Raw genomic sequence first — 17,494 nt, 5'->3', positions numbered from 1 at the left:
TCCTGATATTTTTTACGAGTTTTATCGGCAGAAAGCGATGGTGGCCAATAGCATGGGGCAGTATCAAGAGGCCATCGACGAGCTGGATAACGCGGCGGCGCAACACAATGAATTAACTCCTGTCGAAAAAGGATTATTGCAGCTGGATAGGGCCGAAGCTTTGCTGGGACTGGACAACTATCAGGAGGCCATGGTTCAGCTTGAGCAAGCTGGCATTGTGTTTCAATCAGAGATTGATCCTTTATTTAACAGTTATTGGCACTTACTGATGGCGCAGGGAGAGAGCATGACAGGAAAGTATGGTCATGCGCTTGAGCATCTTGCTATGGCTGAACCGACCCTGGTGCGTGAAGATAACCAGCGCTTTCTTATCAAGTTGACATGGCTGCGCAGTCAGGCGTTTGAGGGGCTTGGAAAAACCGCTGATGCGTTGGCGCAATTGCATCGTTATGTAGAACTGAAGCGCGCCTTTGAGCAGGAAATGCAGGAGCAGAGCACCGAATGGGTTCGTAGTCAGTTTGAGCTGGCTCGTCAGGAGGGTGAAAACAAACAACTGCGGGTTGAGCAGCTATTGCAGCAACAGGAGCTGGCTCTGGCCAAAGAGCGTCGGTTCTGGCTGCTGGTGGTGATGGTGCTCTGCGGGGTACTGGCGCTGCTGACGATGGGGTGGCTGCTTGATCGCAACCGTCGGATGCGTCGTCTGGCCTTTACCGATGAGCTGACCGGCATCAACAACCGCCGTCGGGTGCTGCGGCAGGGCAGCGATATGTTGGCGCAGGCTCGCAGGCAGGGCTCGCCATTTTGTCTGCTGGTGTTCGATATCGATCACTTCAAGCGGATCAACGATACCCTGGGCCATCATCAAGGAGACAGGGTGCTGCAATGGGTCTCTCGGGCGGCAGATCGACAGCTGCGGCACCAGGATCAGTTGGGGCGTACCGGCGGAGAGGAGTTCTTGATCCTGCTGCCGGATACCAGCCTTGAAGAGGCGTGCCGGGTGGCTGAGCGGATCCGTCACTCGGTCGCCAACCGGGCGCTGCCCGGCATGTCGTACCCGGTAACCATCAGTATCGGATGTGCCTCTCTGCGAGACGATGATCAGGATCTGGCGGCCTTGATCCAGCGTGCCGACAATGCGCTGTATCGTGCGAAAGAGGCGGGGCGCAACCGGGTGGAAACAGATAACTGACGGGCTGGGTATTGTCATTCACCAGGGTGTCATCGCCATTGGGGAGCACTCTGATACGGCGATGGGACTCGTCCCCTGCGCTCGTTCTTGCCTGCGATGACAGATTGGCAAGCGCGAGCGCAGAAGAGCGTCAGAAGGGCGTTATGCCCAGGCGCTGCCACCATTGAGATGAAGCACTTCACCATTCATGTTGTTATTGCTCATCAGGAACAGTGCGGCCTGCGCATAATCCTCTCCCTCTCCCAAGCGCTTCAACGGCAGGCTTTGCGCCACTGCGGCCACTTTTTGTGGGTCATTACCCAGTGCTTTAAGCAGCATGGGAGTGCGCATGGGGCCCGGGTTGATGACGTTGATCCGACGGGGGGTCAGCTCGGTAACCAGACTGTGAGCCAATGTTTCAACCGCGCCAGCTGCAACGGCAGGGAGTGCCTTACCTAGTTGTGGGCGGCGCGTCACCATCCCGGACGTGAGCACGATGGAGCCGCGTTCGGACAGTTTGGGTGCTGCGGCGCGGATCGCATGAACACTTCCCCAGAAGCGGCTGTCCATGTTGATTTTCAAATCCTCGATGGCAGCGGTGAGAAAGCTGCCTGGTCGCATGACGGCGGCGGTGATGACGAGATGATCCAGCGAATCCAGCTGGTTGAAAAAGTGATTGACGGAGTCGACGTCGAGAATATCCAGTTGATGGCCACTGGCATTTGGGCCCAGTTCAGCCAGTGCAGTGGCAAGCTGCTCACGGCTGGAACCGCCGATAATGACCTTGGCGCCTTGCTCGATCGCTTGTTGGGCGGTGGCCAGGCCAAGACCCGAGGTACCACCGATAATGACGATCTGTTGATTGTGCAGGGTGGAATGTTTCATGTAATGACCTCTCCATTATGTAGATACGATTTACATATTTGTAGCTGGATAGGGAAAGTCCAAGTATGAAAATTTATCAAGAGTGGTTGTTGCTGGCATGGGGAGGGGGCCAAGTCCACGTGATCCGGATGCTGCCATCCGATTCGGAGTGTTTGATTTTCTGTTCAGTTGGAACCTGTGTAACGGCTGAGCGGCCAAATTATCATCTCTTGTCAGGCTGGGTATTTTTCACTCGCGCGGGTATAATGTCGCGCAATTTTGCTTTGACTCAGGCGAGAAGACCCATGTAACGCAACCCTCCTCCCTCTCTCCACCAGGTTGGCAACACGCCAGCTGGCGTGGCTTTCGTTGCGTATACATGTGCCGTGAGCGGCATTCCGGATTTATTCCCACGGTGGCTGATGCCACCGCTCAATAGAAGAACGTTGAATTATGTCAGCTGAATTTCTGAGTGAAGTCTCCAAGAGACGCACTTTTGCGATCATTTCGCACCCGGATGCGGGTAAAACCACCATCACTGAAAAAGTCCTGCTGTTCGGACAGGCCATTCAGCGCGCCGGTACCGTCAAGGGCCGTGGCTCGGGCCAGCATGCCAAATCCGACTGGATGGAGATGGAGAAGCAGCGTGGTATCTCCATTACTACCTCGGTGATGCAGTTCCCCTATGCCGACTGTCTGGTCAACCTGCTCGACACCCCGGGTCACGAGGACTTCTCCGAAGATACCTACCGTACCCTGACGGCGGTCGACTGCTGCCTGATGGTCATTGACGCCGCCAAGGGTGTTGAAGACCGGACCCGCAAGCTGATGGAAGTCACCCGTCTGCGTGACACTCCCATCCTCACCTTCATGAACAAGCTGGACCGCGAAGTGCGCGATCCGATGGAAGTGATGGACGAGGTGGAGCGCGAGCTGAAGATCATGTGCGCCCCGATCACCTGGCCGATCGGCTGTGGCAAATCTTTCAAGGGTGTCTATCACCTCTACAAGGATGAGACCTATCTCTATCAGAGCGGTCAGGGCCACACCATCCAGGAGAAGCGGGTGGTCAAGGGGCTGAACAACCCGGATCTGGATGCCGCCGTCGGCGAAGATCTGGCCCAGCAACTGCGCGATGAGCTGGAGCTGGTGCAGGGCGCCTCTCCCGAGTTCGATCACGATGCCTTTATCGCTGGCGAGATGACCCCGGTCTTCTTCGGTACTGCACTGGGTAACTTCGGTGTCGACCACATGCTGGATGGCCTGACCGACTGGGCGCCGTCTCCCATGCCGCGCAAGGCCGAGAGCCGCGAAGTGGTGGCGACCGAGGAGAAGTTCTCCGGCTTCGTGTTCAAGATCCAGGCAAACATGGATCCGAAACACCGTGACCGTATCGCTTTTATGCGTATCGTGTCAGGCACTTACAGCAAGGGCATGAAGATGCGCCATGTGCGCATCGGCAAGGATGTGAACATCTCCGACGCCGTAACCTTTATGGCCGGTGACCGTGAGCAGGCGGAAGACGCCTTCGCCGGTGACATCATCGGCCTGCACAACCACGGTACCATCCAGATCGGCGACACCTTCACCCAGGGTGAAGATCTCAAGTTCACCGGTATCCCGAACTTTGCGCCGGAACTGTTCCGCCGCATCCGCCTGCGCGATCCGCTCAAGCAGAAGCAGCTGCTCAAGGGGCTGGTCCAGCTCTCCGAAGAGGGCGCTGTGCAGGTGTTCCGCCCACTGATCAGCAACGATCTCATCGTTGGTGCGGTCGGTGTGCTGCAGTTTGACGTGGTGGTGTCCCGTCTGAAGAGCGAGTACAACGTCGAGGCCATCTACGAGGCGGTCAACGTCTCCACCGCCCGCTGGGTGGAAGGGACTGACGTCAAGAAGTTCGAAGAGTTCAAGCGCAAGAACGAGGTCAACCTGGCCCTCGATGGCGGTGACAACCTCACCTATATCGCACCGACCATGGTCAACCTGCGCCTGGCCCAGGAGCGTCACCCCGATGTGGAGTTCCGCCAGACTCGCGAGCACTGATACTGCTTACCAAATCCCGCCAGATGGCGGGATTTTTTTATGCATCAAGGAGAGGTGATGCTTGAATCGATGAATCCTGCCTGCTCGGCTCTGGCTGAGAGTTATCTCTTATCCCTGCCCGTGCCTGCTCGGCTCTGGCTGAGAGTTATCTCTTATCCCTGCCCGTGGCTGCACGGGCTCGTCATGTATCAGCGGACTACTTCTGTGCTGATGAACACAATGCCAACCTCTGTGCTTCGTTGGTGGTGGCAGGACGCAAGCGAGCGACCTGTAGCCTCGCTTACTGGTACCTGGAGAAGGGCGAACGGATGCCGGAACAGGGGGACCTACTGGTGGTAACCGACTGGAGTGGTCTGCCCAAGGCGCTGGTTGAAATAGTCTCGGTCACCTTGTGCCCATTCGATGAGGTTGATGCTGCGTTTGCCGCCGAGGAGGGGGAGGGCGATGGCTCTCAGGCTTGGTGGCGCGAGGCGCACAAGGCCTTTTTCGAACGCGAGATGAAGGCGGAAGGGAGAGAATTTGATGAGCACGCCACGCTGGTGCTGGAGCGATTCCGGGTAGTGGCGCTGCCGCAGTAAACGAAGCGGCAAGCAGGGGAGACTCCTGCTTGCCGCTATCACTTTAGAGCGCTAGGTCTAACACCATGCAGATCTCGCAATCCCCGTGGCCGGTGCAGCCAAGGGGGCCGGGCAGGTGTTCAAAGCCCAGTGATTCATAGAGGCTGGTGGCTTCGCGCAAGACCTCGGTCGTTTCCAGATAGCAACGCTGATAACCAAGCGCGCGCGCCTCGTCCAGTGCCTGCAATACCAGCCGCTTGCCAAGGCCCAGTCCGCGCAGGGCGGGCATAAAGTACATCTTCTGCAGCTCGCAGACTCTCTCTTCTCCTGCCAATGGCGCGATACCACCACCGCCGAGGATGGAACCGTCAGGCCCTTCGATGACCCAGTAGCGACTCTTCTCCCCCTGATAGCTCTGGGAGAGGGTGTCGAGATTGGGATCCGAGACCCCATACCCCTTGTCGGCAGTGAGGCCATATTCGGCCGAGACGGCGCGGATCACCAAGGCGATCTGGGCATTGTCCGCCGCCGTGATGGGGCGGATCTGGTAGCCCCGCTGGCGACGGGCGCGGGAGAGGGCGCTGCGATAGAGCCGCAGCCCTTGCCACAGCTGCTCCCGCTCGGGCAGGCTCAACTGCGCCAGCATCTCTTCCATCGCCCCGTCCATCTCCCGGTGCAACTCCAGCAGCATCCCCTGACCGTTGACGGTGAGGCGGGCCTCCTTGCTGCGGCCGTCGGAGGGGTGCGGGTGCCAGCTGATGAGCTCCCGCTCGGCGAGGCGTGCCAGCGGACGGCTGGCGTTGGATTTGTCGATGTGCAGTTTTTCTGCCAGCTGCTGATTGGTGGCCGGGGCGTTTTCCAGCTCGATCAGCAGGTGAGCCTCGATGGGGGTGAGGGCCAGATTGCCGCACTGCTGGGAGAGCATGCCGAGTTCGCGAACCAGATCGCGCGACAGGGCGCGCAGGGGACGGGGATCCATATCGTGGTTTCCTTTTTAGTTGTGCATGACAACTAAAATAACGTAAAGGTTGTAATTCGCAACCTTTTGCTGTGATGACTTGCAGAATATGAGGTGAGCGGCAGCCCCGTTGATTGGGCTGCCGCAGGTGGGGCGGTCGTCAGGCGGCTGCTCTGATGGCCAGCTCCGGGCGGCGGGAGAAGCAGCGGGCCAGCAGCAACATGGTGGCGACGCCTATGGTGCCCAGCACCAGCCAGGGAAGGGCCGGTTGTCCCTGTTGCAGCGAGAAGTCATAGAGGGAGCCGCCGCCCACATAGCCGGTCATGCCCCCCAGCGCCAGTCCGAGGCGGCTGAAGCCCATGTAGCTGCCGCGGGCTGTGGGGTTGGCAAGCCGGGTCATCAGGGTCTCCCGGGCCGGTTCACAGATGATGATCCCCAGATAGAAGCAGGCCAGCAGTACGAAGATGCCGGAGAGGGTGCTGACGAAGGCGACCAGCCCGATCCCCACCGTCATCAGCAGGATACCCGCCATCAGCCGGCTCTCCAGCCGATAGCGCCGTTCGCTAAAGCGGGCGATAGGGTAGAGCAGCGCCAGCGACAGCGCCGTTTCCAGGCTGTACATCCAGCCCACCGCCGTGGTGGTGCCGGAGAGCTGCTTGACCAGAATGGGGAAAATAAGCATCACCTGTACCCACAGCATGTAGTAGCCGCTCAGGATCAGTACCAGTCGGCAGAAGGCGCGATCCGCCAGCACCTGTCCCAACCCTTCCCGCATCGGGGTCGGTTTGACCGAGAGGCGGTAGGCGGGCAGCAGGGTCCAGTTGCACAGGGCCGCCAGGGTGAAGAGCCCGGCCCCCAGCAGGCAGACGTAGGTGAAGTCAAAGCGCAGCAGCCAGCTGCCGAGCAGGGCACCGGTGACGGCCCCTGCGCTCTCCAGCATCATCAGCAGGGAGATAAAGCGGCCCCGCTCATGGGGACGGGTAAATTTGATCACCAGTGCCGCCCGTGGCGGGTCGAACAGGCAACCGCCCAGTCCGGAGAGGAAGCAGGAGAAGATCAGCATGGCGCCGCTGTCGGCCCAAGCCAGGGTGGCAAAGCCGACGGCGCGCAGCAACATGCCGGTGACGATGAGCGGGCGGGCGCCGAAACGGTCGGCCAGCGAGCCGCCGAAGATCCCCAGCCCCTGCTGAGTCAGCTGGCGCAGGCCGAGGGCCAGCCCCACCAGACCGGCCGCCCAGCCGAGTTGATCGACGAAGCGCAGGCTGATCATCGGCATCACTACAAAGAAACCCAGGATCACCAGTGTAGTATCCAGTGCCAGAAACCAGCGTCCCCAAAACCTCGCCCTATCGACCATAACGCCCTCTCATTCACAGATACCTTCATTCTGGAGAGGGTTTAGATATAGTGGTAGACGACAACTACCTATATTTCATATCAGGATTATTTATGTCTATGGATCTGGACGATCTACAACTGCTGCTGGATGTGGCCGAGCTGGGCAGCTTCAGTCAGGCGGCGGCCATTCGTGGCTGGTCACAGCCGCTGGTGAGCCAGCGGATTGCCCAGCTGGAGGAGAGCCTCGGGACGCCACTGTTTCAGCGCCATCGGCGTGGCGTAACGCCGACCCGTGCCTGCGAGGAGTTTCTGCCATCGGCCCGCTCGGCGCTGGCGATCCTGAGCGAAGGACGACTGGCACTGCAGGGGGCGCCAGCGCTGCCTTGTATCCGTCTCTCCAGCCTGCCATCTCTTACTTCGGTGGTGTTTGGCTCGCTATTGATGGAGCTGGTGGATGAGCCGTTCGAAATCCGCTGTACCACGGATCACTCCGGCGAGATCATGCAGTCGCTGCTGACCGGCGAGGCCGATATCGGCTTTGTACTCAAGCGTCCGCCAGTTGCGGGCCTGCAGATGGAGCTGCTCTGCTGCTCCCCCATTATCGCTATCGCCTCGCCATTGCATCCGCTGGCCGGTTGTCACGGCCTCACGCTGGAGGATATTGCCGACCAGCGGCTGGCGCCCCAGGTGTGGGGGCCGGGGTGTGACGTCTTTATCCAGCAGTTGCGGCGGCTGCGGCGGGCCGCCAGCCCCCTGCATGCGGTGCAGCCCGCCAGTGCGGCGCGGGATCTGGCGCTGGAACACGGGTTTATCACCCTGATGCCGGAGCTGGCCATCAAGCGGGATCTGGAGGTGGGGCGGCTGGTCAGGCTCGATGTGCGCAATCTGCCGCAAGAGCATTGGGATGTGATGATGGCGTGGCGAGGTGGCAAGCGGCCCAATCCGGCCCGGGAAACCGTGTTGGCCACCGCCCGCACGCTGGCGAAACGGTGGCGCAATGAGTAGAGCGATGCGGGACAAGGCCCGCATCGGGTGGATCAGTAGCTGGCCTTGAGGGTCACGCCACTGAACGCGGAAAACCCTGACAGCTGCACATGCCAGGTGCCCACCTTGGGATTGGTGAACGAGCAGCTTTCGTTATTGCCCCCCTTGTAGGGACGGCAGTCGTAACTGCTGCTGGTGGGGGCGCTGCCAAAGCGGACGTAGAGGTCGGCATCACCGGTACCGCCACTGCTGCTGATCTGCAGCGACCTGGTGCCCGCCGGTACGTTCAGGGTGTAGTTGAGCTTGCCACCCTTGCTGGCGGCGAGGTTGCTCACCGGCACGCCGTTTTGCAGCACGTTGTCGCTTGGTGGCGGCGTGCTACCGCAGCTGGCATCGACCCCGACGGTCTGGAAGGCCCGTGCCACATCCGCCTGACTGTAACCCAGATCGGCGGTCGCCCGGCTGACGCCGCAGGCCCCTTGCTGGTAGTTGGTGTTGGCGCCCCAGTAGAGGCGGTTGGCCAGCAAGAACACTTCAAATGCCTTGCGGGTGTTCCAGCCGCTGCTTGTGGCGAGCAGGTAGAAGGCGCGGTTATAGACCCCGGAGCTGTGGTGTACATCCATCCCCTCCTGATAATCCGCGGCATGGCCGATGGATCTGCCATCCCGGGTCGGATCCTCGAAGTAGCGCAGGGAGCCGTTGCCCTTGAAGATCTGGGCGCCGACCAGCCAGTCGTTGCTCCCCTTCATGTAGAACTCGGCCGCTTCCCCCGCCATATCGGAGAAGGCCTCGTTGATGCCGCCGGATTGTCCTGAATAGATCAGCCCGGAGTTCTGCTCGGTAAAGCCGTGGCTCACCTCGTGGGCCGCCACATCAAGGCTCACCAGTGGGTGGAAGGTGGTGGCGCCGTCACCGAAGGTCATCTGGCTGCCATCCCAGAAGGCGTTCTCGTAATTCTTGCTGTAGTGAACCCGCATCTTCAGTTTGAAGGTGAGGGGCGCCGTGTTGTACCAGTTGCGGTACATGTCGAACACCACGTTGCCGAAGTAGTGGGCGTCGTTGAGGGGCGAGTAGGCGCCGTTGATCTCCTTGACTCGGTTCTCCGGGCAGGTGAACTGGTGGATGGCGCCGCCGGAGGTGGCGTGGTTGAGGTTGATGGTATCGACGTTGGGGCTGGTCATCCGGCAGTTGTCATCCACGATGAGCGGGCCAAAGTCGGTGCCGTAAAAGTATTTGCCGGTCTTGATGTTGCCCCCCGGGCCAGTGGCATCCTTGTGGTTGATCCCCTCCCAGCGTTTGAGCTCCTCACCGCTTTGGGCATCAAGAATGACGAAGGGGCGGCTTGGCTTGTCACCTTCGGCGATGAAGGAGACCTGATAAACCAGCCGGGCCAGCCCGTTCTCGTCCTGCATCACGTAGAGTTTGACCTGCTCGTTGCTCCCCTTGCTGCCCGCCTTGGCCTTGCTGGCGGCATCCTGTGGCGAGAGGGTGGCGACCGGGCTTGCCACATCCTGATCGATCTGGCGCAGCATGCGCCCGCTGGCCTGTTGCAGCTGGCCGTTCAGGCTCTTGTCAGCTACCACCACCTGACCCATTACCGGGATGCCGTTCCAGACCTGCTCGTAGCGGATCCGCTGCTGGCCGTTGGGCAGCTTGACCACCCGTACCTGACGAAACTCGCTATCTTCCAGCTGCAAGGTACCACTCGCGGCACTGAGGCCTGTCATGGCCCGGATGCCGTTTGCCGTTACGTTGATCTCTACCTCTTGCGCCGCCAGTGCGGCGCTTCCCCAGCAGGCCAGCGCAACGGCCAGATAAATTTTATTCATCTCTTCTTTCCTTAAATCGATGAGGTTGATAAACCGACCGAAGGTCGGGCGTTTTGAAGCTAGTGCCGGTGGGGGAAAGTGCCCCCTGTCAAAAGTGACAGCGCAGCACAAAGGGGTAGCAGGATCTGCCAAAGTGCCGTTTGGGGGCATTCGTCGGCGCCATGTGGAGAGCATTATCCGGTTTCAGACACCCACCCTCCTCTTTTGAGGGAGGAGAAAACGCACGCTGTGACCCTCTGCGAAGCCTGCCGGAGGAGGGCCGTAAAAGTGGCTGGCGCGGCCAGTGGCGATTGGCTACATTGGGTGCTGATTCGCGATTTGATCACTGATTTGAAAGGAGAATCCCATGTTTTCATGGCAGTTGGACGACGAGCTTGCGCTGCTCTTCTTGCAGCCCGATATGGCGAGCGAACTGTTTGCCCTCTGCAATGACAACCGGGAGTACCTCTCCCAGTGGCTACCCTGGCCGCCACTGATCCAGCGCCCTGTCGACAGCGCCCTCTTCATTCGCAGTGCCATCGAGAAGTTCGCCCGGGGCGAGGGGCTCACCACCGCCATCGAGTATCAGGGGGAGGTGGTGGGGGTCATAGGTTACAACAGCATCGATCATGACCTTGGCAAGGTGGTTATCGGTTACTGGCTGGCGGAGCGCTGGCAGGGCAACGGTATCATCACCCGGGCCTGTCAGGCCCTGATCCACCACGCCTTCGAGGAGATGGGGATGGAGAAGGTGGAGATCAGCGCCGCCACCGATAACGAGCCCAGCAGAGCCGTCTGTGAACGGCTCGGGATGCAGCTGGAGGGGGTGACCCGGCGCGCAGAGCGGCTGGGCAACCGGATTGTGGACCATGCCCACTACAGCTTGCTGCGCGATGAGTGGTTAATGCAGAGGGAGTCCTGATGGCGCTGCCACATATCAAGACGGCCCGCACCCACCTGACCATACTGTCGCCGGATCAGGCCCCCATGATGCTCGACTTCTACCGGCGCAACTGTGACCATCTCACCCCCTGGGAGCCGCTTCGGGACGAGCACTTTTACACCCTCTCTTACTGGCATGCCCGGCTGCAGGACAGCTACAGCCAGTTCTTCAACGGCACCGGCGTCAATCTGGTGGCCCTCGATCCGGCTGGCGAGCGGGTGATAGCCACCTGTAACTTCAGCAACATCCTGATGGGTGTCTTCAAGGCGTGTCATCTGGGCTATGCCATCGACCAGCAGCATCAGGGGCAGGGGGTGATGAGAGAGGTGCTGTCAGCCGCCATCGACTACCTGTTTCGGGAGCACGATCTGCATCGCATCATGGCTTGCTATATGCCTGCCAATCAGCGCAGTGGCGCCTTGCTGGAGCGGCTTGGCTTCGAGCGGGAGGGATTCGCGCGGGCGTATCTGATGATCAATGGCCGCTGGGAGGATCACATCCTCACCTCGCTGATTAATCCGGCGCCCTGAACAACAGATAAAAAAACGGGCCCGAAGTTGCCTTCGGACCCGTCTTCGAATGAGGTGCAGGCTTAGTTGGCCTTGGCATCGCTCACTGCAGCTTCAACCTTGGTAGCGGCTTCGGTAGCAGCTTTTTCTACGGTTGCAGTCGCTTCGGAGGTGGCCTTCTCTACGGTAGAGGTGGCTTCGCTAGCGGCTTTTTCTACAGTGGCAGCAACTTCGGCGGCCGGAGCAGCAGCAGGAGCGGCAGCTTTTTCTTCTTTCTGACCGCAAGCAGTCAACATCAGACCCAGGACACCGGCTACCAGTACTTTGTTCATGTGCATTCCCTCAAAAAAAGATGGAGAGATGGTCTGTGCAACCATCACAGCGCCCACCGTTGCCCGGTATTGAAACAAGAAGCCGGGAGGCAGCAGGCGGGCGCAATATAGCCCCATTAGTTACCGATGAAAACGGATATCACAATGACATTTTTTCGTGCCGTTGATAAAAAGCTCCACTGCAACGACTGATATCAATACAAGATGCCGTTAAATACTGCTGATTGCACAATAAAACACCGCTTTGCTGCCATCTTGTGGCGGTTTAACAAGGTCAAGGTTGCTCAAGCGCGGCCGATGACCCGCACCTTAGTCAGACAGCTTCTGACAGGGCAGCCGTTTTCCCTCAAGGTGGCTCTGACGGGCCAGATCCAGCAGCGCCATCACCGCCAGCGCTTCACTTGCTGGCACCGGGTTGCTCCCTTCGCCCTTGATGGCGGCGCAGACACCGCGATAGTAGGCGCCATAATCCCCCGCCTCACCCACCAAGCTCTGCTGCTGTAACTGACCGTCGACAATGCGGCTGAGCTGACCGGGTTCGCTATCCATGCCCCAATCCGCCGCCGGTGGCCGCTTGCCCAGCTTGAGCTGATCTTCCTGCACATCCATACCGAATTTCACGAACGAACCCTGGCTGCCGTGAATGACAAAGCGCGGCATGGTGACCGAGACCAGACAGCTGCCATGCAGAATAACCCGCAGAGCACCGTAACCCAGCACCACATGGAAGTAGTCGTCCGCCAGTGCGCCAGGGCGCTGCTCTGCCAGATCGGCCTGCAGCCAGTCCGGCTGGCCGAATAGCTGCAGCGCCTGATCCAGTACATGGGGGCCGAGATCGAACCAGAGGCCGGAACCCGGGCCACCCGCTTCGCGCCAGCGCTGGCGCACCTCGGGGCGATAGCGATCGAAGTGCGATTCGAACTGGGCGATCTGTCCCAGCGTCCCCTCGGCAATCAAACGGCGCACGGTAAGGAAATCCCCGTCCCAGCGCCGGTTGTGGAAGATGCTGAGCAGTCGCTGCTGTTTTTCGGCCAGTTCGACCAGTGCTTGCGCTTCGGCCAGATCCAGTGCAAAGGGCTTGTCGATCACCACATGTTTGCCTGCCAGCAGCGCCTGGCGGGCCAGAGGAGCGTGGGTGTCGTTGGGGGTGGCGATCACCACCAGATCAACGGTCTCATCCCTCAGCACCTCCTCCAGTGAACCGACCCGGCAGCCGGGCAGATCGGCCTGCACCTTGGCGGCATCGCGGCTCACCACCCAACTCAGGGACAAGCCCGGCGTGGTGGAGAGGAAGGGGGCGTGGAAGGTCTTGCCTGCAAAGCCATAGCCGACCAGGGCTGCGTTGAGAGTGTGGCTCATCGGGAGTTCTCCGCTGACATCGAGTGAGTGGGGTTGCCATCGCGGGCTCTCTGCCGGATGGCCATATGCTGTAAAGGCGATACAAACGAGAAGGGGGCCGATGGCCCCCTGAATGTGCCCATCAGAGCACAGGATTTATTGCAAACACAAGCGGCGTCCGCGGCGCGTCATCAGCATCACCAAGGGCGGCAGCAGCAGCCACATATGCAGCGCCAGCTGGCTGAGCGGGTCGTGCATCAGGGCGCCGGTCAGGCCAACCAAGGCGCCGGATCCGCTCATCTGGAACAGGCCGAGCAGGGCGGCGGCCGTACCGGCGCAGTGGCCGAACGGTGCCAGCGCCATGCCGGCGGCAGCGCCCAGGATCATGGCAAAGCCGATGCTGGAGAGGAATACTGGCCCCATCATCGCCAGCGGATGCTCGATGTGCATGGCCAGAGTCAGGCTGATGGCGGAGAGCATCAACACCAGCAGGCCGATGCGCAGGGTGCGTCTTGGCCCCACCTTGGCAATAAAGCGCGGCGCCATGAAGCATGCCAGAATGTTGAGCGCAGCGTTGGCGGTAAACCAGTAGCTAAAGCCGCTCATATCCAGCCCCAGTTTGACCATCAGCTGCACCGGTGCGGCGGTGACATAGGCGAGGATCACCGCCATCGCCAGCATGCACAGGGACGCATTGAACAGGAAGCTGGGGGAGCGCAGCACCGGGCTGTAACGGGACCAGCTGATGAGGGCCCCTTCGCTGCGGGTCTCCTCCGGGCGGGTCTCCGGCATCCGCCACATCAGCCAGCTGCCGACGATGAGCGCATAGCCAGCCATAAACCAGAAGTTGGCGGACCAGCCCGCCTTGGCGGTGAGCCAGCCACCGAGCAGGGGCGCCAGCGCTGGAATAAAGCAGATGGCGCCATTGAGATAGGAGATCATCTGGCCGCTCTTTTTCGGGCCATAGCTGTCACGCACTACCGAGAAGGCGGCGACCGAGGTGGCGCAGGCGCCAAAGCCCTGCAGCACTCGCGCCAGCATCAATTCGCCGAGGCTGGCGGCAAAGCCGGCTCCCAGCGCGCTCAGGCCATAGAGCAGCACGCCGCCCAGAGCGATGGGCTTGCGACCGTAGCGATCGGCCAGCGGGCCAACAAGCAGTTGCCCCAGCCCCATGCTGAACAGGAACCAGGTGATGGTGCCCTGCATCAGTGTCACTTCGGCGCCCAGCTGCTCGGCCATCTGCGGAATGGCGGGCAGGTAGATGTCGATAGCCAGCGGACTGAACAGCACCAGTAGTACGAGTAAAAGTATCAATGGCATCTGTCACCTCTTTAGTCAGCCAGGTTATTGAATTGGGGCGCGAGTCTACTGACTCACAGTAATGAATAGAAATGGTATTTAATCACTTTGGTTATTCCATTATGGAAACATGTATTAAAAAGCTGGTTATTCGATGGCGGCAAATCCCCCGTAACCCCATCACAGCGGGTGTAATTGGCGCTTTTACTAAACGCTTGCGCCGCATAGAATGCGCAGATTATTTTTGCGGAGGTGCTCGATGAACAAGCTTGTCCTGGCAACAGGTAACCAGAAAAAGGTGAAGGAATTGGCCGCCATGCTGGCCGATATGAAGATCCAGGTGATCCCACAGAGCGAGTTTGCGGTCTCCGATGCCGATGAGACCGGCACCACCTTCGTCGAGAATGCCATCATCAAGGCCCGCCACGCTGCCCGCATTACCGGTCTGCCCGCCGTGGCCGATGACTCCGGTCTGGAAGTCGATCTGTTGCAAGGGCGCCCCGGCGTCTACTCCGCCCGTTTTGCCGGTGTGGGTGCCGGTGACAAGGCCAACATCGAGAAGCTGCTCGGCGAGCTGCAAGGTGCCCCCGAGTACCTCAAGAGCGCCCGCTTCTGGTGTGTGCTGGTCTATATGCGTCACGCCGACGATCCCACCCCCATCATCTGTCAGGCGAGCTGGGAAGGGATGATCATCGACGAGCCTCGCGGTCAACATGGCTTTGGCTATGACCCCGTCTTCTTCGTGCCGGATCACGACTGCACCGCCGCCCAGATGCCCGCCGAGCTGAAGAACCAGCTCAGCCATCGCGGTCAGGCGCTGGCCAAGCTCAAAGCGGCGCTGGCTGCGGCGCACTGAGTCACTTCGCCACCTTGTTGGTTACACACGGTCAATTACACATAGTCATCTACAATGGGGGCCTTGAGCCCCCGTTTTATTGGAAGCCCCATGCTGCAACTGCCGCCGCTCTCTCTCTATATTCATGTGCCCTGGTGCGTCCAGAAGTGCCCCTACTGTGACTTCAACTCCCATGCCCAGAAGGGGGAGTTGCCTCACCTCGAATATGTCGCCGCCCTGCTGGAGGATCTGGATCAGGATCTGAAGTGGGCGCAGGGGCGGCCGCTCTCCTCGATCTTTATTGGCGGCGGCACCCCCAGCCTGCTGACGGTGGAGGCGATGCAAACCTTGCTGGACGGGGTGCGGGCCCGCATTCCGTTCTCCGCCGATTGCGAGATCACCATGGAGGCCAACCCGGGCACGGTGGAGGCGGACAAGTTCGCCGGTTTCCAGCGCGCCGGTATCAACCGCATCTCCATCGGTGTGCAGAGCTTCCAGCAGGAGAAGCTGACCCGCCTCGGCCGCATTCACGGCCCGGAAGAGGCGCGCAAGGCCGCCGAACTGGCCCACGCCATCAAGTTGCCTACCTTCAATCTGGATCTGATGCACGGTCTGCCGGATCAGAGTCTGGATGACGCCCTTTATGACCTGCAACAGGCTATCGACTGCGCCCCACCGCACCTCTCCTGGTATCAGCTCACCATAGAGCCGAACACGGCCTTTGCCTCCAAGCCGCCGCGGCTACCGGAAGATGACACCCTGTGGGATATCTACGAGCAGGGCCACGCCATGCTCACCGCCAGCGGTTATCGCCAGTACGAGATCTCGGCTTATGCCAAAGAGGGTTATCAGTGCCATCACAACCTCAACTACTGGCGCTTTGGTGACTATCTGGGGATCGGCTGTGGCGCCCACGGCAAGGTGACCTATCTCGCTAATCAACAGATCCTGCGCACCGCCAAGGTGAAGCATCCGAAAGGGTATCTGGACAAGAGCCGCCCCTATCTGGACGAGCAGTGGCAGGTGACGGCAGACGATCTGCCGCTCGAATACTTTATGAACCGCTTCCGCCTGTTTGAACCTGCCCCCAAGGCGGAGTTCGAGGCCTATACCGGCTTGCCGCTGGAACGGGTGGAGACGGTGCTCGCCATCGCACAGAGCAAGGAGCTTATCGAGGATCTGGGAGAGAGCTGGCAGCTCACTTCTCTCGGTCATCGTTATCTGAACGTATTGCTCGAACTGTTTATGGATGAGTGAAAACTGGCTCACGATCTGGCTGCGAAGCCGTGATCAAGGTTCATGCGCTGCTCGGAAGCCTCACGTATATCTATACGCTCCGGTTCCTGCGCTGCTCTTCACCTCGCTGACAGCTTCTCGCAACAGGTCGTGAGGCAGTTTTGGCGAACCGTGTTTCGAGATAACAATCAGGGCGCCAATGGCGCCCTGATTGTTTATGGTCGGTAGAAACCCGCTCAGCAGCAGACGCGGATCATCTGCTGTTGGCCGGGCTCCCACCGCTTGCCGAATTTGGCCTTGCGCTGGTAACTCCCTTTGCCCTTCTTGTTGCGTTCGACCCGGCTGCGAAACAGGGGATCGGAGAGCAGGGCGTGCAGATGGTTATCCTTTATTTCGCCGCGCTGATGGGCATAGTTGCCCCCTTGCGCATTTTCCTCACGGGGGAGGGTGGGTTGGTCGACCCGAATTTTGGCCATGATGGCTCCTCTTCTTTTCTCTTGGTGTACTGACTCTTGTGTCTGGATGGTGGTTTTCGCTGCGGGCGCCTGTTCAGCTGAGCGCCCGGCAACCGGATGCACTGGCACCGGTTAAAAACGCGGCGATTTTGTCACCAAATCGCCGCCGGAGCAATGCATCGGGCGCGCCGAGTCAGTCACACTGAGCCAGGCACGCTCAGTCAGGCACGCTCAGTCAGGCATACCATGTCAGCCGTGAACCGGGTCATGCTGGTCTTGGCTGTGATGCTCGTGATGGGCCGGGGCGCCAGATTCCAGCGTCTCGAGGATGGCGCAGTGCTCCGCCGAGCGCGGCCCGCCGCAGCAGATATTGGAGAGCTCGCGCAGGTTGTCGCGAAAGCGGGTCAGTTCGATGATCTTCTGCTCCACCTGGGCTAGCTTGGTGTCGGCCACCGCTTTCACCTCCTGACAGGTGACTTTGGCCTTGTTGGTATCGAGGTCGAGCAGCTCGCCGATATCGGCCAGCGAGAATCCGACCGACTTGGCGCGGATAATAAACTCCAGCCGCCGCTTGTCCTGTTCGCTGTAGAGACGGTAGCCGGATTCGTTGCGGATCCCCGGTGAGATAAGCCCGTTCTTCTCGTAAAAACGCAGGGTATCTGCCTTGACCCCGCACGCCTTGGCCAGTTCACCGATCCGATACATGCTCTCTCTCCCCTTGAATGTATGCCGCCACAAAAACCGGAATCCACTATCACCCCTTTGCCCATGGATTGCCAGCCAAGGGCATAAAAGGGGCAGATAAATATCTCCTGGCGACCCTTTTTCCC

Annotated in this window: 17 protein-coding genes; 8 read left to right on the top strand and 9 right to left on the bottom strand. The window is 60.0% G+C overall.

The window, feature by feature from the left end; genetic code table 11:
- Positions 1–1,189, top strand: a 1,189-nt coding sequence (locus tag AACS18_RS17845; RefSeq protein WP_258228764.1) for a tetratricopeptide repeat-containing diguanylate cyclase, incomplete at its 5' end; no start/stop codon positions are given.
- Positions 1,190–1,330: 141 nt separating this feature from the next.
- Here AACS18_RS17845 and AACS18_RS17840 read toward each other — a convergent pair.
- Positions 1,331–2,053, bottom strand: a complete 723-nt coding sequence (locus tag AACS18_RS17840; protein WP_108541512.1) for an SDR family oxidoreductase — start codon at positions 2,051–2,053, stop codon at positions 1,331–1,333.
- 429 nt (positions 2,054–2,482) lie between these two features.
- Between AACS18_RS17840 and prfC the strand changes: the two genes are divergently transcribed.
- Both prfC and AACS18_RS17830 read left to right on the top strand, forming a co-directional pair.
- Positions 2,483–4,072 carry a peptide chain release factor 3 gene (gene prfC, locus AACS18_RS17835; RefSeq protein WP_085942998.1) on the top strand — a complete coding sequence of 530 codons (1,590 nt, stop codon included), beginning with the start codon at positions 2,483–2,485 and terminating at the stop codon, positions 4,070–4,072.
- 164 nt (positions 4,073–4,236) lie between these two features.
- A complete protein-coding gene (locus AACS18_RS17830) occupies positions 4,237–4,650 on the top strand; it encodes an ASCH domain-containing protein (protein ID WP_258228763.1) in 414 nt (137 codons plus the stop codon).
- Between the two features lie 43 nt (positions 4,651–4,693).
- Here the strand turns inward: AACS18_RS17830 and AACS18_RS17825 are convergent, their stop codons facing one another.
- Positions 4,694–5,608 (bottom strand): bifunctional helix-turn-helix transcriptional regulator/GNAT family N-acetyltransferase, encoded by a 915-nt coding sequence (locus AACS18_RS17825; protein WP_108612906.1) that lies wholly within the window; start codon positions 5,606–5,608, stop codon positions 4,694–4,696.
- A 139-nt stretch (positions 5,609–5,747) separates the two neighbouring features.
- Complete coding sequence (mdtH, locus tag AACS18_RS17820; protein ID WP_005340523.1) at positions 5,748–6,944, bottom strand: multidrug efflux MFS transporter MdtH; 1,197 nt, start codon at positions 6,942–6,944, stop codon at positions 5,748–5,750.
- Between the two features lie 92 nt (positions 6,945–7,036).
- On the opposite strand from mdtH, the gene AACS18_RS17815 reads away from it, so the two are divergent.
- Complete coding sequence (locus tag AACS18_RS17815) at positions 7,037–7,930, top strand: LysR family transcriptional regulator (RefSeq protein ID WP_108612905.1); 894 nt, start codon at positions 7,037–7,039, stop codon at positions 7,928–7,930.
- A gap of 32 nt (positions 7,931–7,962) precedes the next feature.
- On the opposite strand, the gene AACS18_RS17810 is transcribed toward AACS18_RS17815, so the two are convergent.
- Positions 7,963–9,738: a M4 family metallopeptidase gene (locus AACS18_RS17810; RefSeq protein WP_108612904.1), complete on the bottom strand. Its 1,776-nt coding sequence runs from the start codon at positions 9,736–9,738 to the stop codon at positions 7,963–7,965.
- Positions 9,739–10,084: 346 nt separating this feature from the next.
- Between AACS18_RS17810 and AACS18_RS17805 the strand changes: the two genes are divergently transcribed.
- The gene (locus tag AACS18_RS17805) at positions 10,085–10,639 is read left to right on the top strand and encodes a GNAT family N-acetyltransferase (RefSeq protein WP_108612903.1); all 555 of its coding nucleotides are present in this window, start codon (positions 10,085–10,087) and stop codon (positions 10,637–10,639) included.
- Complete coding sequence (gene rimJ, locus AACS18_RS17800) at positions 10,639–11,190, top strand: ribosomal protein S5-alanine N-acetyltransferase (RefSeq protein ID WP_108612902.1); 552 nt, start codon at positions 10,639–10,641, stop codon at positions 11,188–11,190. The genes AACS18_RS17805 and rimJ overlap by 1 nt, the downstream gene beginning before the upstream one ends.
- Before the next feature lie 62 nt (positions 11,191–11,252).
- Here rimJ and AACS18_RS17795 read toward each other — a convergent pair whose 3' ends face one another.
- From AACS18_RS17795 to AACS18_RS17785, 3 genes are all read right to left on the bottom strand, one after another.
- Entirely contained in the window at positions 11,253–11,501 is a 249-nt protein-coding gene (locus tag AACS18_RS17795; protein ID WP_108612901.1) for a hypothetical protein, read from the bottom strand.
- 309 nt (positions 11,502–11,810) lie between these two features.
- Positions 11,811–12,860, bottom strand: coding sequence for an oxidoreductase (locus tag AACS18_RS17790; RefSeq protein ID WP_108612900.1), 1,050 nt, complete (start codon positions 12,858–12,860; stop codon positions 11,811–11,813).
- A 135-nt stretch (positions 12,861–12,995) separates the two neighbouring features.
- Entirely contained in the window at positions 12,996–14,159 is a 1,164-nt protein-coding gene (locus AACS18_RS17785; protein ID WP_181363318.1) for a multidrug effflux MFS transporter, read from the bottom strand.
- Positions 14,160–14,397: 238 nt separating this feature from the next.
- Between AACS18_RS17785 and rdgB the strand changes: the two genes are divergently transcribed.
- Complete coding sequence (gene rdgB, locus AACS18_RS17780) at positions 14,398–14,994, top strand: RdgB/HAM1 family non-canonical purine NTP pyrophosphatase (protein ID WP_005340539.1); 597 nt, start codon at positions 14,398–14,400, stop codon at positions 14,992–14,994.
- A gap of 90 nt (positions 14,995–15,084) precedes the next feature.
- Positions 15,085–16,230: a radical SAM family heme chaperone HemW gene (gene hemW / locus AACS18_RS17775; protein WP_108612899.1), complete on the top strand. Its 1,146-nt coding sequence runs from the start codon at positions 15,085–15,087 to the stop codon at positions 16,228–16,230.
- Between the two features lie 215 nt (positions 16,231–16,445).
- Here hemW and AACS18_RS17770 read toward each other — a convergent pair whose 3' ends face one another.
- Both AACS18_RS17770 and zntR read right to left on the bottom strand, forming a co-directional pair.
- Positions 16,446–16,685, bottom strand: coding sequence for an alternative ribosome-rescue factor A (locus tag AACS18_RS17770; RefSeq protein ID WP_108612898.1), 240 nt, complete (start codon positions 16,683–16,685; stop codon positions 16,446–16,448).
- 228 nt (positions 16,686–16,913) lie between these two features.
- Positions 16,914–17,369 (bottom strand): Zn(2+)-responsive transcriptional regulator, encoded by a 456-nt coding sequence (zntR, locus tag AACS18_RS17765; RefSeq protein WP_108612897.1) that lies wholly within the window; start codon positions 17,367–17,369, stop codon positions 16,914–16,916.
- Positions 17,370–17,494 lie beyond the last annotated feature (125 nt).

This window comes from Aeromonas sp. HMWF015 (assembly GCF_963878965.1).
Classification (GTDB): domain Bacteria; phylum Pseudomonadota; class Gammaproteobacteria; order Enterobacterales; family Aeromonadaceae; genus Aeromonas; species Aeromonas veronii.
This window is presented reverse-complemented; position numbering and strand designations above follow the sequence as displayed.